The organism is Bacillus kalamii (assembly GCF_047238185.1).
Lineage (GTDB): Bacteria > Bacillota > Bacilli > Bacillales > DSM-1321 > Bacillus_AD.
Genome location: NZ_JBDFMI010000001.1, coordinates 1,852,032 through 1,875,707 on the forward strand (window position 1 = coordinate 1,852,032; position 23,676 = coordinate 1,875,707).

Sequence of the window (23,676 nt, forward strand, 5' to 3'; positions counted from 1 at the left end):
GTTTACTGCCATTATAAAAAGAGGAAGCCTTCACAGCTCCCGCTTTTTATCCTTTGTCTTTTTGTTCCATGGACAGCAAGAAGGCCCGGATCACAAAATAGGAAATCTCTTCTGGCAATACGTCACGCAATGCTTTCAAACCCTCACGTTCTACATTGTTTTGCACTGCTTCTAAAAGCAAAGGACGGTATTGATCGGGAATATAGGAGCTCCAATCTATATCCAATCCCTCATTATGGCATTTGAACAAATGTTGTTCGACTGTTGTTTCTTTTAAATCCCTTTTCATTGCGATTTCCTTAAGAGAAAAACCATCCTGCAATAATTGATATGTAACCAAATGGGATTTTTCCTTGGGCTCATCTAACAAAAGGCCTCCATCCTCAACCGGCTTGTCCAAGGAACTGCCAGGAGAATCTGTATCTGATGAATGCTCTTTAATGACAGCAAGAAATGCATCGCCGAACTTGTCCCTTTTTGCCTGCCCAATCCCTTTGACATCAAGTAATTCCTCCGAATTCCCCGGCATTCTGGAACACATGTCCAATAGGGTTTGATCCGAAAAGACGACAAACGGAGGCACTCCCTCTTTTGAAGCTATTTCTTTCCTTAACAAACGAAGAGCTTCAAATAGTGGATTATTCTTGGTTTGGCTCGTCTGTTCAGGGACTTTTGCTTCTTTTTTCCACACTTTTTCCCCGCTTTTAAGAACTGCCATTCCCTTTTCAGAAACCGTAAGAAACGGGAATTCACCTTGTTTCATTGTAATAAAGTCAGTGGCGATCAGATAATCGATGAAAGCATTCACTTGTTTCAATGAAGTATTTTTCATCAAATTATACGTTGAGAGTTCATCAAAATGGAATTGCAGCACTTTTTTATTGCGGGAACCTGTCAATACTTGCGATATCATATTTTTCCCGAATCTCTGCCCTGTCCGTATTATGCATGACAGCACCATTTGGGCCTCTCTTGTCATATCGACTGAATGGCGCTCATCCACGCAATTGTCACAGCTTCCGCAAGGTGTTTGGACTTCCTCTCCAAAATAAGAGACAATAAAATTCTGAAGGCATTCCTCTGTATGGCAGTAGTCGGTCATGACCTGTAAATTACGGTAATCATGCTCTATTCTTTCTGGATCGCCATCTCCTTGTTGTATCAGAAATTTTTGCACTTGGACATCTTGCGCATTGAAACAAAGGATGCATCTGCTTTCCAATCCATCACGGCCTGCCCGTCCCGCTTCCTGATAGTAACTTTCCAGGTTTTTAGGCATTTGGTAATGAATTACATATCTGACATTACTTTTATCAATGCCCATACCAAATGCATTTGTAGCAACCATTACATTTACTTGGTCATGCAAAAAAGCTTCCTGTGCCTGGAAACGTTGGTCATTGGATAAACCCCCGTGATATAGAGCAGCTTTGATTCCTTTTTTGAGAAGCAATCTATATAGCTGCTCCCCTGTTTTTCGGGTTGCAACATATACAATGCCCATTTCATCTTTATGGTCTTTCATATAATCAACAACAAAGCTTTCTCTGACCTGTCCCTTCATAATCGAAAAGAATAGATTGCTCCTTCTAAAAGTTGTCATGACCATTTGGCCAGAAGGTATGTCGACTGAGGATAGGATATCCTCCTGTACTTTCGGAGTTGCAGTTGCTGTTAATGCCAACACTGTCGGTTTCTCAGAAAAGGAATCAATGAACGGTTTGATCAATCTGTAGCTTGGACGGAAATCATGTCCCCATTGTGATATGCAATGGGCTTCATCGATTGCAACCAACGGAATGCGCATATGGCTTATTAGTCTTTGGAAATCATCGGATTGCAGCCTTTCCGGTGAAATATAGACCAATTTATACTCTCCATAATGGATTTCTTCCATTACCTCACGCATTTCTTCATTGGACATTGTACTGTTTATATATGTAGCATTGACGCCAATTTGTCTTAAAGCGTCCACTTGATCCTTCATTAAAGAAATAAGGGGAGTTATGACAATGGTTGTTCCTTCCATAACCAATGCAGGCACCTGATAACAAATCGATTTACCTCCGCCGGTCGGCATAATGCATAATGTATCCTCACGATTCAAAATTCTCTCAATTACTGCACTTTGTCCGTTACGGAATGTCTCATATCCGAAATAGGACGATAATACCTCTTTTGCTTTTTGCAGCATGTTTCCACCTACTCTTTTCTTCATTGCTTACTGCTTATCTTATCACAATTCAATCAAAGTCGATTGTCATGATATCTGAAAAAAAGTGATAATTGGCATTAAAAAAGTGCTATTTGTCCTTTAATTAGAAAAAACACCTTCTCTTGAATCGAGAATAAGTAAAACGGCGGGTTATCATCCATTATCATGTTCAATTTGTCATCAAAAAAATGGATTCCCCGTTCTTGCCTGCAGAATAGGGAATCCTCTTTTTTTTCATTTTCCTTCTTGTTCAATTGCCATACTGGTTATCCATTTTTACAGTTACCTATCATTCGGCTTTAGTTGAATGTTAATCCAGCGCTTAAATAGCCTGTTGCCACACCTGCAATTGTTGATTCAACACTTGCTACCAATAAAATTCGGTCTCCTGCCAAAACTGGAATATTGAGTGCCGCAGTGTTACTTGTAGTAGTACCGATGATGGACAGAGCTGGAATTGCCGGTAAGGTTACAAGTCCCTGTTGTGTAAATGTATTTGAGGCTGGACTTGATCGATAAACCCTAACTGAAATGGTTGATGGCGCAGTTAACAATAAGGCTACAGCTACACTAAAGAAAGCGGATATTGCTGTAATTGTTCCTGCTCGAGGAGCGGAAAAAGCAAAGTTCAATAAAACACCTGACCCGCCAGTCAAGTCGATTGGCGCTCCGAGAACACTAAGAGTTGTTCCTGAATTACCAAAGCCAACAACGCCTTGAGTGGATGCAACTCCTCCTAAAACGGAGGTTAAGGCAAGCGGCAATCCTGAAGCATATGGAATAACTGCACTTGAACCCGTAGGTCCAACTGAACCCGTAGCTCCGGCTGCCCCTGTTGCTCCGGCTGCACCTGTTGCTCCCGCTGCACCTGTTGCTCCGGCTGCACCTGTTGCTCCCGCTGCTCCTGTTGCACCTGCTGCTCCTGTTGCTCCGGCTGCTCCTGTTGCTCCCGCTGCTCCTGTTGCTCCCGCTGCTCCTGTTGCACCTGCTGCACCTGTTGCTCCGGCTGCACCTGTTGCTCCCGCTGCTCCTGTTGCTCCCGCTGCTCCTGTTGCTCCGGCTGCACCTGTTGCTCCCGCTGCTCCTGTTGCTCCGGCTGCTCCTGTTGCTCCGGCTGCACCTGTTGCTCCGGCAGCTCCTGTTGCTCCGGCAGCTCCTGTTGCTCCCGCTGCTCCTGTTGCACCCGCTGGACCAGTTGCTCCGGCTGGGCCTGTTGCTCCGGCAGCTCCTGTTGCACCGGCAGCTCCTGTTGCACCGGCAGCTCCTGTTGCACCGGCAGCTCCTGTTGCTCCTGCTGCTCCTGTTGCTCCCGCTGCTCCTGTTGCTCCTGCTGCTCCTGTTGCTCCGGCTGGGCCTGTTGGTCCTGTTGCTCCGGCTGGGCCTGTTGGTCCTGTCACACCAGTAGATGGACCTGTTGGACCGGTCGGACCTGTTGCCCCAGTAGCTCCGGTAATACCAGGGAAACTAGGAAATCCTGGAGGAAACGGAAAACAAATCGAGCAATATGGTGAACCGCAACCGCAATAACAACTGCTATAACCACATTTTCGTTTGCTCATTTTTTACCATCCTTTCATTATAATTGAATCACTATTCAAACTAGGGAAATTACTAGAATTAGAAGTATTTCAATATATTGATTCATTACTATTAAATGCAGAAGCTTGAAAATTGCACATCTATTTATCACCATTTTTAAAATTTTTCATAATTCCACTGATTGCTTAGATTCCATAACCCTGCTTCTGATCATATTTAATATGGATAAACGCTCCAAATGGCCGAACGCCTTTAAAAATGGTTCTGCCCTCATATTTCCATAAAAAAAAGCGACCAGAAGTCGCTTATCCAAAATCTATTATCCTCTTCTTTTAAATCCCCTGATTGTTTCGGCTTGCTTCAGGAAAATCCCTTCTATTATTTCGATCCCTTGATGCTGTTCAATGAATAAATCCAGTTCATCCTCCGTACGAAACCATTCAATTTCGTGCTCCCCACCTCGGTTATATATCAACAAATATGGTTTTTCTCTCATGAAAACCTCACCCTTTCTTTACAATAGTGCTTTTTGTTATACCTCATGCCTTTCTATTAGAAACCTAATTATGGTTGATTGTAGCAAGAAAATGTGTTTATTGATTGAATTTGGGTTGTTGATTCTGTTTACATATGTATTTTGCTGCTGACTATATTTTTATAATTATTGATAATTTAGAACATTGTTAATTAAGAATATAATTCTTCTTTTCCATAAAAAAAGAAAGCTGATCAGCTTTCTTTTTCGTCCCAGATGGTTTCGCCGATTTTCATCACAGCAAGCTGCTCTTCCGGCAATTGTTGTTCTTTCCATGCCTTCAAAAGAAGTTCCAACGCTTCCGGTCCGGTATCGTCAGCAAGGCGGTATGCACCATAATGCATCGGTACCATGACTTTTCCTTTTGAATCCAAATATGCCTGGATGGCTTCTTCAGGAGAGAGATGGGCATTCCCCATAATCCACTGAGGCTCATAAGCTCCGATAGGCATTAATGTATAATCAATGTCAAACCGCCCACCGATTTCCTTAAAACCGCGAAAATAGGCGGAATCACCTGCAAAGTATACAGTTTTCCCGGAAGATTCAATCATCCACCCTCCCCAGTGGGACGTATTTGTATCGGTTAATGATCTTCTTGTCCAATGTTGGGCTGGGACGAAAGTGAATGATAACGGCCCTATGCGAAAACTATCCCACCACTCAGCCTGTATGACATTCTTAAACCCTCTCCGTAGAAATGATTTTTTTAGGCCATCCGGAACCAGATAGGTGATTTCTCCTTTTAATCTCCGTAAGCTTCCATAGTGAAGGTGATCATAATGGTTGTGCGAAATCAACACATAGTCGATTTTGGGTAATTCATTAAAAGCCATCCCTGGTTTCGTTGACCGTTTTTCATAGCCCATCCATTTCGCCCAAACCGGATCAGTCAAAATAGCATATCCGTCGCATTGGATCAAAAAAGTGGAGTGGCCGATCCAGGTGATGGAAAAATCCATATGTTTACTATTAATTCTCTCCACGTCTCTCTGTTGTGAAAAGGGAATCTGAACCGATAAATCTTTCACTTTTTTTTTGCGCTCCTTTTGCCATTTCCTCGTTTCGGAAAATGAGCTTAATGAGCTGATATGGTCATAATTCTGATATTTTTTTCTCATCGTTTATCACCTAGCATTCTTTTCTATCTATTTTCCTCTCTTGCAAGAAAAAAAGCAAAACATGAATCCTAACGTACTAATCTACAGGATAATAGATCAGATTATAAAAGCTCGTAATTCCCTCGCATTCGTTTTTATACGAATGAGGCGACGCACTGGAAAATTGAAGTACTTTATTTGGAGTGACCGTAAACGATTCACTTCCAACCGTTACGGTCAATTCCCCCTGCCGGACCATTATGTATTCGATGCCTGAATGTGATTGCGCATGATGGGTGAAGCCAGGGTGGATATCAACTGTAAACAATTCGAAGCGTTTTTCCTGGTCAAAAGGAAAAATGGAATAGACAAGATAATGCGCCTCGTCATCCATTGCTGGTTCCAATGTATCCAATTCAACCAGAGATGTATTAGGTCGGTCATCTTCCTTGAGAAAAGTAGAGAAAGATACTTGCAAGCCGTTGGCGATCTTCCATAAAGTCGTTACTGTTGGATTCGATTGCCCCTTTTCTATTTGTGAAAGCATGGCCTTGGATACAGAAGTTAGCTGTGATAATTGGTCCAAGCTTAAATGGCGGGCTAACCGGATGCTGCGGAGATTGCGGGCGACAGCCTTTTGAATATCATCCATTCATAAACTCCCTTTCATTCTTTTCTTGTACACTTTAACATACGAATGTATAATATAACAAACAAGGAGGGATAAAATGAATTCTGAATGTTCAACACAATCAACTGTACAATCCTCTTCTTCATTTTTAGAGGGAATGAAAGATTGCATACCTACTCTTATCGGTTATATCAGCATTGGGGTTGCTGCAGGAATCGTAGGGGTCTCTTCCAACCTGAGCATACTGGAAATTGTCCTTCTTTCAGCACTAGTCTATGCGGGGGCTGCACAATTCATCATTTGTGCGCTTTTAGCATCAGGAAGTTCCATGACAGCCATCATACTCACTACTTTTATTGTCAACATCCGTCATTTGCTCTTGTGCATGACAGTCGCTCCCTACTTTTCTAAGTATTCCTTGTGGAAAAATATTGGAATTGGCAGCTTAATAACTGATGAAACCTTCGGAGTGACGATGGTCAAAATAGTGAAGAAAGAACCGATGAATGACAAATGGATGAATGGATTAAATATTACTGCCTATCTATCTTGGATCCTCTCCTGCCTAGCCGGCGCCGTTTTCGGCAAATGGATTTCCAACCCTGAACAGTTCGGGCTCGATTTCGCCCTTACCGCTATGTTTATCGCCTTGCTTGTATTACAGCTTCAAAACAGTAAAGGCGGCAAACTTTTTTTATATGTGAAAATCATTGCATTAATGGTTATTTTTATGATTCTTTTCTCGTTATTCTTACCGACACATATCTCAGTCCTATTATCCACTTTACTGGTAGCAACGATTGGGACGGTGATGGATAGATGAGCCTGAATCCCTTTGTATTTTATACGATTATCGGCTGTTCTATAGTGACGTTGATTCCAAGAATACTGCCGTTTATGGTTGTTCGTTCGATCACTTTGCCTGCGATAGTGATCAAATGGTTATCATTTATCCCATTATGCATTCTGACGGCTTTAGTTGTCCAAAGTGTGCTCATTAAACAAGCTAGCGGGCTTACCATCGACTGGTATGCACTTACAGCCATATTGCCATCTTTAATCGTTGCGATTTGGTCAAAAAGTCTATCATGGACGGTCATCACCGGAGTAGCAACAATGGCTCTAATTCGGTGGATTTTATAAAAAACAGGCTCTGTCTCATGAAGAATTCAATATGTCCATAAGCTCTTTATGTATGGCAGAGCCAATAAATAGCAGCGCATGTCATTTATTCTATTTCAGGCAGCTTTTCTTTAGCCACAAGGATTCCATCTTCGTCACAATAGGCATAATCTCCGGCGTGCCATTCAATGCCTCCGAAATACAAGCAAATATTGCGGTGCCCCTTGCCATCCTTCCTGCTCTTTTTCGGATTGGTTCCCAATGCCCTCACACCGAGATCCATTTCGTCGATTTCTGCACAATCTCTAATGCAACCATAAATGATGACACCAGCAAGATTCCTTGTAACCGCAATTCCCGCAAGCCGATCACCCATCAGCGCACATTTTTTGGAGCCTCCCCCATCCACCACCAGCACACTTCCTTCTGGAATCGATTCCAACGCTTTAACAACAAGCACATTATCTTCAAACACCCTCACTGTTTCAATCGGACCTGAAAACGACTTTCTATTGCCATATGTATGAAATTCCTGCTCACATATGGACACCCGTTCGATGAACCGATCGCAAATATCTGCATTTTTCATTTAGAAAATCCTCCCCGCGACATAATTTTCAATCAATTACCCTATTATAACATGTACACTCACGCTTACTACCAACTAAAAAACAGATGCGGATCAGTACTTTCCGCATCTGTCATCTATAGTCCAATATATGCTCTTCAAGCCACTTCTTTAGTTTCTTCTGGTCCTCAGCAATATATTGGGCAGCTTTTGGATTATAAAAAACGCTCGCTGGATGAAAAGTCGGAAAGATATGATACTTTTTTTCAGACAGCACCATTCCATGCTTTTCATCCCATTCGAGAATAGGCCGGTATAAAAAAGTCCCATGGCAGTCAGTGATTTTTTCTTTGGATCCAGCCAACCGCTTCAATCCTACATTTCCAAGAGTTACAATAAGCGGCGGATCGACTGTGCGGATTTCATAATCCAATAACGGCGCATGGGCCACTATTTCTTTGGCGGTAGGGGCCCTATTGTATTTTTTCTTAGTGATCCTTCCGTCCCGTTCCTTCTTATCCTTCCATTTATAAGGCCTGCTTCTCACTGCGCTGGTAATATAGACATCTTCCCTTTGCAGCCCCAGTTCAGCAATAAAGGCCATCAGTTTTTTCCCTGCCTTTCCGCTGAAAGGGATGCCATTATGGATTTCCGTTTCTCCCGGGGCTTCTCCGACCATCATAAACACCGGTTCATCAGGTCCTTGTCCATATACAAACCCTTCTACGTCGTTTCCTTTAATCCGCTCCTGGCCCCACTTTGCCAATTCTTCAGGAAGTCTCATGATCACACTCTCCCATACGATCAGTTTATGCTTATTCTTCCCTAAAAAAACAGCGTTTCAAACCATCTGGACTTCAAACTGTGTAAACTCTGACTCCCTTGCCAATTGCATAATCTGCATATTAAGCATCGTATTGCCGAGTAGTTTCATAATAAGAATTATTTTTTCAAAATCGCTTTCTTTATATAACTGGTAGGCTTCCTTTAGAAGTTGCGAAGGTATATCATCAAGATAATCCATTTCTGTACTATCCAGTTCCAACATATATTTCGACGTTTTAATAGCTGAAGTTTTTTCGATATATTCATCCAGAAATGCGTAGGCATCTCTTTCTTCCATCACTCCACAAACAGCTATTTCCACTTTTCTCTCTAATTTATTGATATGTATGCTATATTTCTGTGCCATTCCCCTACTCCTTCAATCCTAGCGCCCTTTTTCTATCCAATACGTGCGATTCTGCAATAACTAATTATATAGCAGATTCGTGCTGTTGGGAATATTTGAACATATATCCGTAATTGACTAAATCCCCTCGGAATCACTATACTTCAGAGAGGGACTTTATGAAAAAGAGGTAACACTATGGATTTCGATATTATTTATTTATCTTTTTATGTAATACAGGACGAAGGCGATGAAGGGTCGAAAAAAGCAAAACACTTCCAAACAATGGAGTCAGAGGAATATTTGCAGAGCCCGCTCAATGAATTCCTCGGCGGCGAATTAAAAAAAATCGCCAAACGAAAGGTTGAAAAGCATCCGAAAGCGGAAAATGTTCCGACCAAGCTTGGTTATTTTATTGTACAGGAAGGATTCGATGCCACATCGAACCCGAACTTCGTACTATTCAACAAAACCTGCTTTTCCGAAACAAAGGAACAATTCCACGAACATGCCGAACAGTTTGTACAATTATATATGGATACAAGCTCAGTCCGGGGCGGAGCATTCATCATACTGACCGCCAAACTGAATAAATATTTTGATGAACCATTCCTATTTCTATTGAAATGCGATTTCGAACCAAAGGTCGCTTCCATCTCCGATGAACGGACACTCATAAGGAATGTGGAAATGGCTATCACTACCAAAAATATGAAATCAATCATGTATCCCCATATGCCCGAGGAAGGCATGGTTGAAGAGAATGAACTGAAAATCCACCAATCCTCCCATGCCAAATACTTTGAGGATTTCCTGAAATTTGTTGACTATAATGAACCGATGCCGGAAATCATGAAAGCCCAGGTCATGGAGATGGTCTCAGAACAAATCATGGAATCATTGGAAGACGAAAGTGAAGAAATGAAGGCGTTCGAGCAGGAGATGGAAGTGTGGAGCGTCAGCGACAAGCGCGAAATCAAAGAGCAGCTGGATACTCACCAAATCGTAGAGGCTGCGGCTTCATTGGTTGAAATCACCCCTGATTTAGAGCTGCGGATGAAGTTGGATCATGTTGGCCTGAATGGAATGCTGTCTGATTTCGGAGATACTATCCATATGGCAAAGCTGAACGGCAAATATGTAACGATCATCGAATCAGACTCCATTGTCTTCGAGAAAAACGCCAGCCCGATCGAATTTTTGAAGCCTGATGAATTGGATGTGGTGATTGAGCGGATTAAGGGTAGGAATCCGGTTGAATAAAGCAGGTGGAAATGAAAGGGAATTGAATTTTTAAATATAAAATTCAGTATGTTACAGAATTTTTATAGATATGTGTGGTATTTTTTGTGATAATTTTATAAAACTTTATACGTAGCCTTAATCTTCTTAACAAAAAACAACCCACTGACTAATATCAGTGGGTTTACATACAGAAAAAATTCTAGTTTACCAACATGTGAAATGAATATCCATTACTTTAATCTTCCCAAACATCATCCATTAAGTCTTCAATTTCTTTTCTTCTTTTATCTGTTTCTGCTTTTATTACATCCACGTGATTCTCAATATCCACAGTACTACCTCCTTTGCTCCTTTAGGCAGTATTGATTTAGGAAAACATTTGTAACACCATTAATCTCAATTACAACATAATCATCTTCATACTTTCAAGATTTAACAGTATATAGGAAATCTTTATATGATTTTGAAGTATGTGACACTTTAGATAGTTAGTTCCATTTGGAAATGCACCGATTACTTCATCTAATCCCCCAATATGGTCAGCTTCAGGATGTGTACAAATTAGCACATTAACCTTACTAATTTTCAGTTTCTTTAGTTACGCCCCTACTTGATTCCGCTTGGCTTTGTTACCAGCAACAATTAGAATTGTTTCACCTGCTGGTGTGCTAATATACAGATTTTAAGTGTAGTAATCCTTTTTCGATAATATCCCTAATCCAAAATGATTAAGTACTTTTTAAACTGTTATAGGCTGCAAATGTACAATATTCGCTATCTTACCTATGCTTAAATATTCGTCATAGTACAGTTTTAATACCTGATCAACCTTCTCTAATGTATTCTCTTTGAATTGTTCCATATTCATCGCCACTCAAAAAAAGGTATATCCGTATAGAATATACCATAAAATCCCTAATTATACTTGCCTAAAATATCATTTAATTAACGGTGTTTAATTCATTAGCTAAAACATTCTTAAATGCAATTTCCCATTCCATATACTTAGTAACTGCAAACTTATATGATTCTCCTTTTTTCGTATTGATTACGATTACACTATTGCTTAACCCTTGTCTTCCTCTTGTGACTGAATCAATTTCCGAAATTGGAATTTCAAACTCATAACTTCCTTTGGTCAAGTTTACAAAAAGGCCAATTGCAACAGTTTTAGCTAGGCTATGCTTTGAGTAAATAAACCGCTCATTTGTCAGCATTCCATGTCCATTTTGTACATAGAAAGGATTTTTCACTCGGTTACAAAGCCCTTCCATCAGGATTTTTTCTTCCATGATATTCACCTTCTTTAGTGAGTTTTAATTACTCATTATTTAAATTCCCTATTATACTAGAACTTAAATACTCTTATTATGGGTAACATGGATGTTTTTCCCTTATATAATTCATAATAGTTTACGCTTACTTATTCATTCTTTGCCTGGGTGTTTGGTTTCATAACTACAATCAGTTTCTTTTTAAGTTCAATAATTTTAGCAAAGCTAAATCAAACGAGGCCAATAAAAATTGAACCTTCCTTATAAAGAACAAAATACATTATAATACTGTATCTAAATTAATTTTCTGTATACATAAGACTATCAGGATCACTACTTAAAGATTGGCTTATCTGCCTAGCTACTTCTAGATTTCCTACTAAATTATAAATTCCAAAGGCAACACCTAAAACAATTATAACTATACCAGCTACTTTTAATACACATTCTATATTAAAATAAACCATCTCCTTATTTATCCTTTATGATTTTACTGTTATATGGGTACAACAACAAAGCAACCGATGTTTTATTGCGAATAAAAAAGAGCACCTTATTCAGGTGTCATTGATAAGTTTTGTTTGTTTTACTTCTAATTGGTTGAGTCTTCTTTAAATATAATCTTCGAATTTCTTTATGCAAGTCCACTTTATGTGGCTTTGATAGTATTACTTCTCTAACATCATCCTTAGTCAAGTCCCTTCCATTGATCCCTTAATCAATCATGTTCATTCGTTCAGCAACCTCAATAATACTACCGATATGAGCATATCCAAATATGACCTGTTCTTACTTTGATACTGGAGCTTACATTGAAACTAAACCCAAGTATGCTGCAAATCACTTATTCTATTTGGAACTTTCTTCACTGTCAAGAAATGTTCCAATATAAAACCCTCTCTTTATAAGAAAGTTCGATATACTTGCTCCATAAACAGTGGTAATGTTTATCATTTTTATAACAGTACACATATGAGAAAATTACTCCTAGAAACATAGCGCTGATAATTTTTCATTTAAAAAGCAGTGTTATATTGTTGAGGAACAAAGTTATTTAACTTAAGTCTTGAAGCAGCAGTTAATGTCCAATAAGGGTTTGCTAACAGGCCACGTCCTATTGCTACTATATCAGCATCATTATTACCAATGACTGAATTAGCCAGAGTCTCATTTTCTAAACGGCCAACAGCAATAACTGGCACTTGCAACTCTTCTTTTATTCTTCTAGCCAAGGGTACCTGATATCCCCCATGTGTACCTGGTCTACCAGCAGCATCAATGGGGCCTTCTCCTCCTGAACTAACGTCAAACACATCTACTCCAGCATCTTTGAAAACTTTAGAAAAACTAACCGCTTCCTCAATATCATATCCACCACTAACGTACTCAATTCCTGATACGCGTAAAAATAACGGCATATTACCAGGCATTACACTTTTCATTGCGGAAACAACTTCAATACCAAACCTTTTTCTGTCATGCCCATATAAGTCAGTACGTTTATTAGTATAAGGAGATAAAAACTGATGTATTAAGTAACCATGTGCTCCATGAAGTTCAATCAAATCAAAACCAGCATCAACTGCGCGTATAGTAGATTCTTTAAATTTGTGAATGAGTTCTTTTATTTCATCTATTGATAATTCTTTTGGAGTTTTATAAGTATCATCAAATGCTAGTGCAGATGGTGCCACAGGCTCTAACTCATGTTCCGCTTTACGACCAGCGTGTGCAATTTGTATTCCAATTTTAGCTCCGTATTTATGAACTTGATCGACAATCTTTTTAAGTGCATCTCTATGCTCATCTGACCATAAACCCAAACAATAATCTGTAACTCTTCCTCTTGCCTCAACATTTGTCATTTCTACCATAACAAGACCTACTCCGCCTATTGCTCGACTTGTGTAGTGTTGTAGATGCCAATCCGTTGGCATACCATCTTTCCCAGTTGCAGAAAACTGGCACATAGGTGACATCATCACTCGATTTTTTATAGTTAAATCTTTCATTTTAAATTCACTCATTAGGTTTGCCATAAAACTCCTCCTTTCTAAAGCTCCCTATAGTATATTTATTATCAAATTGGTTTAGTCCACTCAATTCCGCATAAAGAACTAAAAGCCAGGCGTTAATTCTTTTAAAAGTATAGTTAAAATAATAGTTTTATTCATATTGATTTAAATGATTTTCTACGTTAGTTGAAACTAACATAAAAATGATATTAGCTTCTTCAATAATTGAATTCTAATAAATATACTTGTTATTCCAAAAAGAACTGTATTTATTTCCACCAGTAAACATCTTCAATTCGTCAAAATACGTTCTATAAATAATCGTTACTCTCTTCGAGTTTTAACATTTGTTTCAATATCAGTTCCGATTGCTAATAGTGTCTTCATTTTGTCTTCAATTGTTAAGTTTTAAATTTCTTAGTAATCCTTATCTAAATATAAATCACAGTGTTCAATAATTAAGTTACTTTTATACTCATCAAGAACTGTCAAACTTTGTACGATATAATTACTTTTATATACTATAGACATACAAGGAGAATACAGATGAATAAAAACGCATTGCTTCAGCTCATTACAGCCATGGCAATATTCGGATCAATTGGGTTTCTTTCTCCCTTTACAGGATTGAAAGCGTTGGAGCTTGTTTTCGTCCGCTGTGCATGTGCAGCGCTCTTTTTGGGGATGGCATGGGTTATTAGTGGCCACGCGAAAAAGGAGAAGTGGAGCAAGAAAGAATGGATGCTTGTATTAGCTTGCGGAATATCTAATGTCTTGAACTGGATTTTCTTGTTTAAATCATTTGAGCTTGTCTCGGTGACGATTGCGATCACTCTCTATCATATCGCGCCCATTCTTGTACTCCTTATGGGCAGTTTCGTTTTCCGGGAACGTTTGACTCTGCTATCCATTCTGGCTATTACATTGTGTTTCATCGGCACCATTTGCATTGTTGCAACAAATGGATTCAGTACGGCCGCAATTGAATGGAAAGGGATAATTTTTGGAATCTTTGCTGCTTTTTTCTATGCTTTAACTATGCTTTTAGGCAAAAGCATTACTGTAATGAGTGTGTATGCAACTACGTTTATCCAGATGTTAGTCGGGCTGTTGCTTGTTTTCCCTTTTATAGACTATCATTCTTATGGAATGTTATCGAATCATGAATGGTTCTTTGCCATTTTTACGGGTTTTGTCCATACAGGAATTGTGTATCTTCTTTTTTTCAACAGCATTCGCTATTTGCCTACAGCGGTTGTTTCTTTTATGATTTTCGTCGATCCGGCGGTCGCCATTCTGCTGGATATTGTCATTACGGATGTTGAACCCGGCTGGATGCAATGGGCCGGTATACTCTTCATTTTTACCGGTTTGTTTTATTCCTTGCTGAAACCTAGTGGGAAGTCTAACCAACATGCATCACCATAATGGTTCCTCCCTACTGGAAGGGTGGCATACGAACGGAAGTATAAATGAAAAGATGACACAGCTGCCAACTAGAAGAATGAATGACCAAGTGAATGGAAATCGAAACGTTACAAAAATGAAATTAATGAATAATGGAAGCGATAGGATTAGACTGGCCCTTTTACGGGATTGGGCTGTAATGTAGATCGTGTTGCAACATTTAGGGCATATCACCAATGATTTAAAGGTGAACAACTTTCTGTATAAGGTCCAATAACCGACTTTCTCACCGCACGTGCAGCATGTAAATTTGGCCATAACGATCCCCCTATATGAATTCATCTTACCAGGTATACACGATTGCTAAAGTAGTAACAATGATTTCTTTTTTCTTAACAATTTTCTTGTACACTTACTGTCTGATGCGAAATTGTAGAAAGCGAGTAGATATAAGTGCCCTTGAAATGGAGTATTTTCCTACTAATCCTTTTGTGCGTCGTTATTTCTTGCCCTTTAACCGACCCGCAAATACAATACAAGGAAGCTAAAACGATAGCAGAAAAACTGTCAAAAAATGGCTGTTCTCCCCTTATTTCCACGAAATTTCCATAAAAAAACATCAATACTCGTTTTGGGTCCACTTAAAGGCTACCAAAGAGTTTCACACACTATCGGAAATGGATCAGTTTTCTCTTTTATCTATTTTTCATACACAACTTCGATATAAAATGAAGTTCATTGAACCACAGCTTCCTTTTTACCGACAAGACATTGCGATTCAAACAAAGATTTGCTTCCTACGAAAATGACCTTACGTCCAATAACATACCTGAACGGGAAGTATATGAGTATATCCCATTTTAATGATGTAATCACAAGAAAAGGGCATGATTACAAGCCTTATCAGGATAACATATTCATTTCGAAAGCAACCATGGACCAGTTTAATCTCCGTTTAGAGGAAGTTAGGGCTATATATAGAAAATGGTTTTTATATTCGCTTTACAAGCAGGAATAAAAGAAATGGCTTCATTATGGATGTGCACCCCAGAAGTTAGACCAAAAAATCTAATTTTAGGGTGTTTTTATGGCTATGCATAATTGCTGCAGAAACCCGCAACTCTATGACTGTTGATTTTTGATTCGAATTCGTATAACAACGACCAATACGATTATGCCGACAACAGAAATGGTGAACAAGGGATGAATCAAAATATTCATGATGTGAAAGGGCGCTTTATGCCTATACACAGCACTTAACCACTTATCATCTTCTTTAATGGCAATAGCTTTTGCGCTTGATACTCCTTTAATCTCGTAATAGTCAGTTCCTTTCGGATAACTATTGGATGCATTACCATAAAACTCCCCCGTTTCTTTAATCGGTTTCGTTTCTACTTTACCGATTTTTTTACCAACCTCTTGGCCGTCTATTATCTCTTCTTGCTTGACCTCATAAACCTTCCCTTTCCAAACAACGAATGGGTATTGCCAAGATAACGCCTGGACAGAGAAAGCACACATATACATAAGGATGATGGATAAAAACAGTATTCTTTTCATGATTGGAGATCCCCCTTTTAAAAGTAGACGTATCTTAATTAATAAAGTTTCATAACATTCAGATAATAGTTCACCCCACAAAAACAGCCCCGCCATAATCGACGGGGCTGTTACTCTTTACTTCTCCACAGGCAACCAACCGGTCCGCGTTGTGATGGCATGCCACATGCCGTCCGGAATTACCAATTCTTTCTGGCTGTCTTGCTTCAACGTAGTACGTATCGTGTTTTCTTTCCCTTCTTCGACTTTCTTCAGCCAATCCGGCTCCATTAAAGCTTCCCTGCCCAATGCAAATAAGGGGATGCCTGAGTCCAGCACTTCTCTCGCCTCTTCTGCTGTATGGATAGAACCTAATGCTATAAAAGCGGTTCTGCCGTCAATCACATCCCGTAATGCTTCTGCACGTGTAACCTCCATTCTTTTCCCGCTCCGGGGCATTGAATGGAAATCCATTAATGAAGCATGCAGATACGTCAATCCTTGGTCTGCTAGAATATCCACAAACGCATAGGTGTCATCCATCTTTATTCCAGGTTCACTCGCTTCTTCAGGTGAAAAGCGATAGCCGATGATAAATGAATCGTCACTGTATGCACGGGCGGCTTTCTTCACTTCCTGAATGACTGCAAGCGGGAAAGCCATCCGTTTTTCCAGACTGCCTCCCCACTGGTCGTTTCTTCTGTTTGCGTGCGGTGAAAAGAATTGATGTATCAAATAGCCATTAGCTCCATGTATTTCGACACCATCAAAACCGGCTTCGATGGCTCTGCGTGTTGTTTCACCGAAATCACGGATAATCCCGGCAATTTCAGTATCGCTTAATTCCCGAGGAACAGTAGAATTTTGAGTGGAAGGCACGTCACTTGGCGCCACTGGCGATTGGCCATCCAATAATTCGGGATCGCATTCCCTTCCCCCATGCTGGATTTGCAGAATAGCTTTTGATCCATTCTGTTTAATCGCTTCGGCCAACTCCCTTAACCGCGGGATTTGCATGTCATCATATCCGATGAACTGGCCAGGGAAGCAAAGCCCTGAACGAGATACCGCAATGCAAGCCGTAATGAACATTCCCGGTTCGCCCGCTCTTCTTTGATAATAGGCCATCTCTTGATCCGAAACGCTGCCATCCCTATCGCCTGAATAGGTGGTCATAGGAGCAATCACATAGCGATTCTTCAATGTAACTCCATTCGGTAAAACATATGGTTCAAAAATAGATTTATATGTATCTTTCATTGCTTTAAATCCTCCTTTTCCTAAAAAGCGTACTATGTTCTTCACACGTGCTACAAATTTAATGCTTAGAATAATCGTACGCCCCTGAATACTATTTCCCTTTCTTTGCTTCCATTACACTTTTTATTCACCCCTATTTTCCACTGCATATAATTGGCATAAAAAGACTAGGTGTGATAGGTTGATTTTTTTGAAAAATAGGGTATAGTTGATTATCAATTAACAGATTGTTAATTAAAAGTTGGATATAGTAATTAGTAGAAGGAGGCGGTCATTATAAGCAATCCTGTACAAGGATCTCTTCCCTCGGACTGTTCTCCCGATAAGTATATGAGCGGCATCACGATATTCACTATTGAATCTGATAAGACGGATCCTTACAAACCGCCAATAATGGTTCTTAAAGTGCTTTTGCTGGAAAATCGATCTTCCTCTATCCCTTATTTTGGGCTTCCGGAGGATGTAGTGAACAGAAACGAAACCGCATTTGAAGCCGCTTTTCGGATATTGGATACGCGCATGGGGTTGAGGCCTGCTTATATGAAGCATATACATATTTACGATAAACCTGACGACATGGAAAAACAACGGGTAATCTATAATGCCCATTACGCAATTATGCCGGAACACTTGCTCAACAGGCAGGAAACATGGAATGACATGGGTGTACATTTGTACACGTTGAAGGAAATAGGTGCATTGCCGATTGAAACTGGGCGGCTGGACACGATAAAAGATGCATATGAAGCTTTGGCTAAGGACTTATTGACAACAACCGCTGCCAAACATTTCTTGCCGAGCGCCTTTACCTATTCCGAACTGCAGGGTGTATTGATGACCATCTGCAGCGACCCTGCCATCACTCGCGACCAGTCATTTGCGAGAAAAATAAAATCGCTTCCCTTTATAGAAGCATTAAAAGGACAGACTACGAACCGGCATTCGAAAAAGCCGACTCAATTATATTGTTTTAATGATTTACATGTATTGAAGCCCATTTATACTGCGCGTTATTAACTGCTATGCCAACTTGTTTATAGTCGATAAAAGGACATTGTGTTCTTTTAGGGCTATAATGATAGTACTATTTATACAACTATGCTGGAGGATACTTTTATGACTCAACAATACAATGATGATGGTTACGCATTGCATACCGATCTATATCAGATCAATATGGCTGAAACGTACTGGGAGGACGGGATCCACGAGAGACGGTCTATTTTTGAAATCTATTTCCGCAATTTACCCTTCAATAATGGGTATGCCATTTTTGCCGGCCTAGAAAAAATCATCTCGTATCTAGATGATCTTCGTTTCACTGAATCAGATATCGCTTATCTGCGGGAATTGGGATATAAGGACGACTTTTTGTCTTATCTTGCAGACTTCCGTTTTACAGGTACGGTCCTGTCTATGCAGGAAGGTGAACTGGCCTTCGGGAATGAACCGCTCCTCCGCGTTGATGCCCCATTGATTCAGGCACAGATCGTAGAGACAGCTCTTTTGAATATCATCAACTATCAAACGCTGATCGCTACCAAGGCATCCCGCATCAAACAGGTAATCGGCGATGATGTGGCCATGGAATTCGGCACAAGGCGTGCACAAGAGTTCGATGCAGCCATTTGGGGAACGCGTGCTGCCTTTATCGGCGGATTTGAGGCTACCTCCAATGTTAGAGCTGGAAAATTGTTCGGCATACCGGTTTCCGGGACACACGCCCATTCACTTGTTCAAGCGTATAAAAATGAATACATTGCCTTCCATAAATATGCACGCCGCCATAAGGACTGTGTCTTTTTGGTGGATACATATGATACATTGAAATCAGGAGTACCAAATGCGATAAGAGTAGCCAAAGAATTAGGGGATCAAATCAATTTTCTCGGCATACGCCTAGACAGCGGCGACTTGGCCTATTTATCGAAGCAGGCGAGAAAAATGCTCGATGAAGCTGGTTTTACCGAGGCAAAAATTGTCGCTTCCAATGATCTTGATGAAAACACGATTCTAAATTTAAAGAACCAGGGAGCAAAAATCGATACATGGGGAATTGGCACAAAGCTGATCACAGCCTATGATCAACCTGCCCTCGGCGCTGTTTATAAAATGATGTCCATAGAAAATGAAGAGGGTGAAATGGTTGATACCATTAAAATCAGCGCCAACCCTGAGAAAGTTTCCACACCGGGCTTGAAAAAAGTATTTCGTATCATTAATTCCATCAATGGCAAATCGGAAGGCGACTATATCACGATGGAAGATGAAAATCCTGAACAGGAGGATCATTTGAATATGTTCCATCCGATTCATACACATATCTCAAAATTTGTAACCAACTTTGAGGCGCGCGACCTCCATCATTTGATTTTCGAGAAAGGTGAATTGAAATATGAAACCCCTTCTCTGCCAGACATTCAACAATTTGCAAAGGAAAATCTGAATTTGCTTTGGGATGAGTACTTGCGGATTTCCCGACCGCAGGAATACCCTGTTGATCTAAGCCGCAAATGCTGGGAAAACAAGATGGCCAATATTGAAGAAGTGAAATTGAATGTTAGACAGATGGTCCAACAATCGATGAACTACGAAAACCAATAAACCAAGATACTGTATCGGTGCAGCACCTTCCACCCCTTTGGAATTGATCTTCCGAAGGGGTGTTTGACTAATGCGTTGGATAATATGAGCAGGACAAAATATGTCTGCCAATCGCCAACCCTCATATAGCAAAGAGTGCGAAAAATCCCTTTTGTCAGACAGCTGTTCTTTTGTTATCCTTACTGTTAGAGAGGTGAATTAAATGCTATTCAACACAATTAATCAAGATATGTTAAATCAATTGTGCTTTGCTTTCGATTCCTGCTTATTGGAACGGAATCTTTCTTTCCAACACACGAAAATAGTGGAAGAAAACGGCACTTTGTTTTATACTTTCTGCAATGACCCGGAGAAAGCCCGCTCCGTTGAATTTGACGGCCAACATTGCCTAGGATTGGAAATGGACTACATTGCAGCGGAAGTGCTCTTGCCCATTTTACCCCGATTAAAGGCATATGCTATCTAAAACCATCCTTGTGATGGTTTTTTAAATGGAAATTTTTAGTTGACCATTTTATAACCAATTGGTAAAATTTCGTTAAAAGACTGTTACACTTTGAAAATGTATCCGCTTTCATTACATGCTTTTAGATTTATTTTTCTTCTATTCTCCACTGCTTCATCATTAAACTAAAGCATTAAAAGATTAATGCGGTTAGGGATTTATGAACTGAACAAAGATATTCGCCCCCTTCTTGCCCCGCTCAACAATATTCATCTAAGAAAAATAGAAAGCAGGATATTTTATTTCATTTTTAAAACGGAATGTCTTTTTATCGTTATATAAAGGAAGTGATGATTTGAAACCCGGAATGAAAATAGGCATGGCAGAATCGATTACAGTTGAAGTATCGGAGGATATGTTCGCCCGTTTTGAAGATAAGGTCATTCATCCGGCCTTTTCAACAGTATCGATGGTTTATCATATGGAATGGGCGTCACGGAAAATAATCCTTCCCTATTTGAATGAAGATGAAGAAGGACTTGGTGCTTCTGTTAACCTAAAGCATACTGGTATGTCCCCTGCCCATTCTAAAGTCACCATTACCGCCGTGCTGAAAGAAATTGTTAACAATATAATTGTGACTGAAGTAGAGGCCTTTAACGAAAAAGAAAGGATTGGTGTTGGAACAGTCAAGCAAATCGTGCTCCCGAAGGCAGAAATTGAGAAAAAACTGAGCTGATAACGGGTCTTTTCTTAGATACTCATATGTCCGCTTCCCCTGCCACAAGCATTTACCACTATATTCATCATGCTAATCATAGGCTGTTGCAACCAGTAAAAACACCATTAACCCATGCTCGCAAGCCGTTCGCATCCATTTGCTTGTCATTTGATGCTTCACGGTCGTAACAAAAAGGTGTACTAAAAGGACAGAGGTGAAAAAATGATTAAAGAATATCCGATTGTTAGAGTCATGGATGATGAAGGCCAGTTGCTTGAATCACCTTATAGAGAACAAATCACTGAAGAACTGGCATTGGCATTATATACACATATGCTTCGCATCAGAACGTTCGACAGAAAGGCCATTTCGCTACAAAGACAAGGACGGCTTGGCACGTATCCTCCATTTGAAGGGCAGGAAGCGGCTCAGGTAGGCAGTGCGCTTGCTCTTGAAGAACAGGATTGGCTCTTCCCGACGTACAGGGACCATGGAGCAACATTGACATTTGGGCAGGATATGGTCAACCTTTTTCTTTATTGGCAAGGTAGGCTTGAAGGCCTCACTCCTCCCCATGGAAAACGGATCTTTCCTCCAGCGGTGCCGATTGCCACTCAAATACCTCATGCCGTAGGGGCTGCCTGGGCAGAGAAACGAAAAGGAACGTCTTCTATTTCCATCGTCTATTTCGGGGACGGCGCAACATCAGCCGGGGACTTCCACGAAGGGCTGAACTTCGCAAGCGTTTATCAAGTGCCAGTTGTCCTTTTTAATCAAAATAACGGGATAGCTATTTCTCTTCCCGTAGAAAAACAGATGAACAGCAAAACCATTGCCCAAAAAGGGATGGCGTATGACATTCCCAGCATTCGTATAGACGGCAATGATGCATTCATCGTCTATTTTGAGACAAAAAAAGCCGCCGAGGCAGCAAGAAAAGGAATGGGTCCTACCTTAATAGAAGCCGTTACTTGGAGGTACGGCGCCCATACGACCGCTGATGACCCTACCCGTTACAGGGATCAAGGGAAATCAAGGGAAATCCCGGATCCTTTACAGCGCTTGATTGCCGCTATGAAGCAGCTGGGGTATTGGGATGAATCCAGCATGAAATCTCTTGCGAAAGAGATCGAGCATGAAATTGAAGAGGCTGTTCGCATAATGGAAAAAGCGGATAAGCCTTTAGTGGAGGATCTTTTTGATTATACGTACGAAACGCTTCCTCCGTATTTGAATGAACAGAAAGAAAACTATCTTAAGCTGATCAGAGGTGACTTCAATGAACGTGGTTGAGAAAAAAGTCCAATCGTTCACGCTTGTCCAGGCAGTCCGTGATGCATTGAGGCTCAAGCTTGCAGAGGACCCAGATACGCTGATTTTAGGGGAAGATGTCGGCAAAAACGGCGGCGTCTTTCGCGCGACTGAAGACCTTCAAAAGGAATTCGGCAGTGAACGCGTCATCGATACACCCTTAAGCGAGGCCGGTATAATCGGAACCTCGGTCGGTATGGCTGTTAATGGCTGCAAGCCGATTGCAGAAATCCAATTTCTCGGCTTCATTTACCCGGCCTATGAGCATATTATGACGCATGTATCTCGTTTACGGGCTAAGACCCGGGGACATTATACAGTCCCGATGGTTATACGTGCTCCCTATGGCGCCGGCGTCAGAGCACCGGAAATCCATTCCGACAGTACCGAAGCGCTTTTCACCCATATGCCAGGGCTGAAAGTGGTCTGTCCCTCTGATCCGTATGATGCTAAAGGATTGCTGATTTCCGCCATTGAAGACCCGGACCCTGTCCTCTTTCTGGAATCCATGCGAAATTACCGGGCCTTCCGGATGGATGTGCCTACAGGAAAATACTATGTAGAAATCGGCAAGGGCAAAAAAGTGCAAGAAGGGACAGATATCACATTGATTGCTTGGGGGGCCATGGTTCCTGTAGCGATGAAGGCGGCAGCAGAAGCTGAAAAACAAAATATCACCTGTGATATCATCGACCTCCGCACTCTCTCCCCTATCGACCGGGACATCATTGCTGAATCTGTCCAGAAAACCGGCCGGGCAGTCATAATCCATGAAGCCCACGGAAACGGCGGCCTCGGTGCCGATATTTTATCCATCATCAACGATACATCCTTCCTTTATTTGAAAGCGCCGATTGGCCGTGTTACCGGCTTTGATGTACCTGTGCCTTTCTTTTCATTGGAAGAACACTATATTCCCACACCAAAGCGTGTAATGAAAGCCATTCAAGACGCCATTCATTTTTAAGGAG

General features: G+C 40.7%; 26 protein-coding genes. 10 read left to right on the forward strand and 16 right to left on the reverse strand.

Annotation, left to right across the window (positions count from 1 at the left end):
- Positions 1-46 precede the first annotated feature (46 nt).
- The 6 genes from recQ to ABC357_RS09300 all read right to left on the reverse strand — a co-directional run bounded on the left by recQ (position 47) and on the right by ABC357_RS09300 (position 6,041).
- Positions 47-2,194 (reverse strand): DNA helicase RecQ, encoded by a 2,148-nt coding sequence (gene recQ, locus ABC357_RS09275; RefSeq protein ID WP_412888626.1) that lies wholly within the window; start codon positions 2,192-2,194, stop codon positions 47-49.
- A 320-nt stretch (positions 2,195-2,514) separates the two neighbouring features.
- Entirely contained in the window at positions 2,515-3,774 is a 1,260-nt protein-coding gene (locus ABC357_RS09280) for an exosporium glycoprotein BclB-related protein (RefSeq protein ID WP_412887225.1), read from the reverse strand.
- A gap of 146 nt (positions 3,775-3,920) precedes the next feature.
- Positions 3,921-4,067 carry a hypothetical protein gene (locus tag ABC357_RS09285; protein WP_412887226.1) on the reverse strand — a complete coding sequence of 49 codons (147 nt, stop codon included), beginning with the start codon at positions 4,065-4,067 and terminating at the stop codon, positions 3,921-3,923.
- A gap of 6 nt (positions 4,068-4,073) precedes the next feature.
- Positions 4,074-4,250: a hypothetical protein gene (locus tag ABC357_RS09290; protein ID WP_412887227.1), complete on the reverse strand. Its 177-nt coding sequence runs from the start codon at positions 4,248-4,250 to the stop codon at positions 4,074-4,076.
- A gap of 233 nt (positions 4,251-4,483) precedes the next feature.
- Complete coding sequence (locus ABC357_RS09295; protein ID WP_412887228.1) at positions 4,484-5,410, reverse strand: MBL fold metallo-hydrolase; 927 nt, start codon at positions 5,408-5,410, stop codon at positions 4,484-4,486.
- Positions 5,411-5,486: 76 nt separating this feature from the next.
- Entirely contained in the window at positions 5,487-6,041 is a 555-nt protein-coding gene (locus ABC357_RS09300; protein ID WP_412887229.1) for a helix-turn-helix domain-containing protein, read from the reverse strand.
- 76 nt (positions 6,042-6,117) lie between these two features.
- Between ABC357_RS09300 and ABC357_RS09305 the strand changes: the two genes are divergently transcribed.
- Positions 6,118-6,843 (forward strand): AzlC family ABC transporter permease, encoded by a 726-nt coding sequence (locus tag ABC357_RS09305; RefSeq protein ID WP_412887230.1) that lies wholly within the window; start codon positions 6,118-6,120, stop codon positions 6,841-6,843.
- Positions 6,840-7,163 carry an AzlD domain-containing protein gene (locus ABC357_RS09310; RefSeq protein ID WP_412887231.1) on the forward strand — a complete coding sequence of 108 codons (324 nt, stop codon included), beginning with the start codon at positions 6,840-6,842 and terminating at the stop codon, positions 7,161-7,163. Before ABC357_RS09305 ends, ABC357_RS09310 begins: the two co-directional genes overlap by 4 nt.
- A gap of 85 nt (positions 7,164-7,248) precedes the next feature.
- Here ABC357_RS09310 and rraA read toward each other — a convergent pair whose 3' ends face one another.
- The 3 genes from rraA to ABC357_RS09325 form a co-directional block, all read right to left on the reverse strand.
- Positions 7,249-7,731, reverse strand: a complete 483-nt coding sequence (rraA, locus tag ABC357_RS09315; RefSeq protein ID WP_412887232.1) for a ribonuclease E activity regulator RraA — start codon at positions 7,729-7,731, stop codon at positions 7,249-7,251.
- 112 nt (positions 7,732-7,843) lie between these two features.
- A complete protein-coding gene (locus ABC357_RS09320) occupies positions 7,844-8,494 on the reverse strand; it encodes a uracil-DNA glycosylase (protein ID WP_412887233.1) in 651 nt (216 codons plus the stop codon).
- 57 nt (positions 8,495-8,551) lie between these two features.
- Positions 8,552-8,902, reverse strand: coding sequence for a hypothetical protein (locus ABC357_RS09325; RefSeq protein ID WP_412887234.1), 351 nt, complete (start codon positions 8,900-8,902; stop codon positions 8,552-8,554).
- Positions 8,903-9,079: 177 nt separating this feature from the next.
- On the opposite strand from ABC357_RS09325, the gene ABC357_RS09330 reads away from it, so the two are divergent.
- Positions 9,080-10,144, forward strand: a complete 1,065-nt coding sequence (locus ABC357_RS09330; RefSeq protein ID WP_412887235.1) for a DUF3900 domain-containing protein — start codon at positions 9,080-9,082, stop codon at positions 10,142-10,144.
- A 382-nt stretch (positions 10,145-10,526) separates the two neighbouring features.
- Here ABC357_RS09330 and ABC357_RS09335 read toward each other — a convergent pair whose 3' ends face one another.
- The 4 genes from ABC357_RS09335 to ABC357_RS09350 form a co-directional block, all read right to left on the reverse strand.
- Entirely contained in the window at positions 10,527-10,694 is a 168-nt protein-coding gene (locus tag ABC357_RS09335; RefSeq protein WP_459562752.1) for a hypothetical protein, read from the reverse strand.
- Positions 10,695-11,067: 373 nt separating this feature from the next.
- Entirely contained in the window at positions 11,068-11,418 is a 351-nt protein-coding gene (locus ABC357_RS09340; RefSeq protein WP_412887236.1) for a hypothetical protein, read from the reverse strand.
- A 281-nt stretch (positions 11,419-11,699) separates the two neighbouring features.
- Positions 11,700-11,867 carry a hypothetical protein gene (locus ABC357_RS09345; RefSeq protein ID WP_412887237.1) on the reverse strand — a complete coding sequence of 56 codons (168 nt, stop codon included), beginning with the start codon at positions 11,865-11,867 and terminating at the stop codon, positions 11,700-11,702.
- A 549-nt stretch (positions 11,868-12,416) separates the two neighbouring features.
- The gene (locus tag ABC357_RS09350) at positions 12,417-13,439 is read right to left on the reverse strand and encodes an NADH:flavin oxidoreductase/NADH oxidase (RefSeq protein ID WP_412887238.1); all 1,023 of its coding nucleotides are present in this window, start codon (positions 13,437-13,439) and stop codon (positions 12,417-12,419) included.
- Positions 13,440-13,961: 522 nt separating this feature from the next.
- Here ABC357_RS09350 and ABC357_RS09355 point away from each other — a divergent pair.
- Positions 13,962-14,843 carry a DMT family transporter gene (locus ABC357_RS09355; RefSeq protein WP_412887239.1) on the forward strand — a complete coding sequence of 294 codons (882 nt, stop codon included), beginning with the start codon at positions 13,962-13,964 and terminating at the stop codon, positions 14,841-14,843.
- On the opposite strand, the gene ABC357_RS09360 is transcribed toward ABC357_RS09355, so the two are convergent.
- From ABC357_RS09360 to ABC357_RS09370, 3 genes are all read right to left on the reverse strand, one after another.
- Complete coding sequence (locus ABC357_RS09360) at positions 14,835-15,164, reverse strand: TIGR04104 family putative zinc finger protein (RefSeq protein ID WP_412887240.1); 330 nt, start codon at positions 15,162-15,164, stop codon at positions 14,835-14,837. The genes ABC357_RS09355 and ABC357_RS09360 overlap by 9 nt on opposite strands.
- Positions 15,165-15,944: 780 nt before the next feature.
- Entirely contained in the window at positions 15,945-16,385 is a 441-nt protein-coding gene (locus ABC357_RS09365) for a hypothetical protein (RefSeq protein ID WP_412887241.1), read from the reverse strand.
- Positions 16,386-16,502: 117 nt separating this feature from the next.
- The gene (locus ABC357_RS09370; protein WP_412887242.1) at positions 16,503-17,624 is read right to left on the reverse strand and encodes an NADH-dependent flavin oxidoreductase; all 1,122 of its coding nucleotides are present in this window, start codon (positions 17,622-17,624) and stop codon (positions 16,503-16,505) included.
- Between the two features lie 465 nt (positions 17,625-18,089).
- Here ABC357_RS09370 and ABC357_RS09375 point away from each other — a divergent pair, with 465 nt between their 5' ends.
- The 6 genes from ABC357_RS09375 (at position 18,090) to ABC357_RS09400 (ending at position 23,672) form a co-directional block, all read left to right on the forward strand.
- Positions 18,090-18,641 (forward strand): NrtR DNA-binding winged helix domain-containing protein, encoded by a 552-nt coding sequence (locus tag ABC357_RS09375; protein WP_412887243.1) that lies wholly within the window; start codon positions 18,090-18,092, stop codon positions 18,639-18,641.
- A gap of 99 nt (positions 18,642-18,740) precedes the next feature.
- The gene (locus ABC357_RS09380) at positions 18,741-20,228 is read left to right on the forward strand and encodes a nicotinate phosphoribosyltransferase (RefSeq protein WP_412887244.1); all 1,488 of its coding nucleotides are present in this window, start codon (positions 18,741-18,743) and stop codon (positions 20,226-20,228) included.
- Positions 20,229-20,430: 202 nt separating this feature from the next.
- Positions 20,431-20,694 carry a hypothetical protein gene (locus ABC357_RS09385; protein ID WP_412887245.1) on the forward strand — a complete coding sequence of 88 codons (264 nt, stop codon included), beginning with the start codon at positions 20,431-20,433 and terminating at the stop codon, positions 20,692-20,694.
- Positions 20,695-21,028: 334 nt separating this feature from the next.
- Positions 21,029-21,412 carry a thioesterase family protein gene (locus tag ABC357_RS09390; protein ID WP_412887246.1) on the forward strand — a complete coding sequence of 128 codons (384 nt, stop codon included), beginning with the start codon at positions 21,029-21,031 and terminating at the stop codon, positions 21,410-21,412.
- Between the two features lie 204 nt (positions 21,413-21,616).
- Positions 21,617-22,687: a pyruvate dehydrogenase (acetyl-transferring) E1 component subunit alpha gene (gene pdhA, locus ABC357_RS09395; RefSeq protein ID WP_412887247.1), complete on the forward strand. Its 1,071-nt coding sequence runs from the start codon at positions 21,617-21,619 to the stop codon at positions 22,685-22,687.
- Positions 22,674-23,672 (forward strand): alpha-ketoacid dehydrogenase subunit beta, encoded by a 999-nt coding sequence (locus ABC357_RS09400; RefSeq protein WP_412887248.1) that lies wholly within the window; start codon positions 22,674-22,676, stop codon positions 23,670-23,672. The genes pdhA and ABC357_RS09400 overlap by 14 nt, the downstream gene beginning before the upstream one ends.
- The last annotated feature ends 4 nt before the right edge of the window (positions 23,673-23,676 follow it).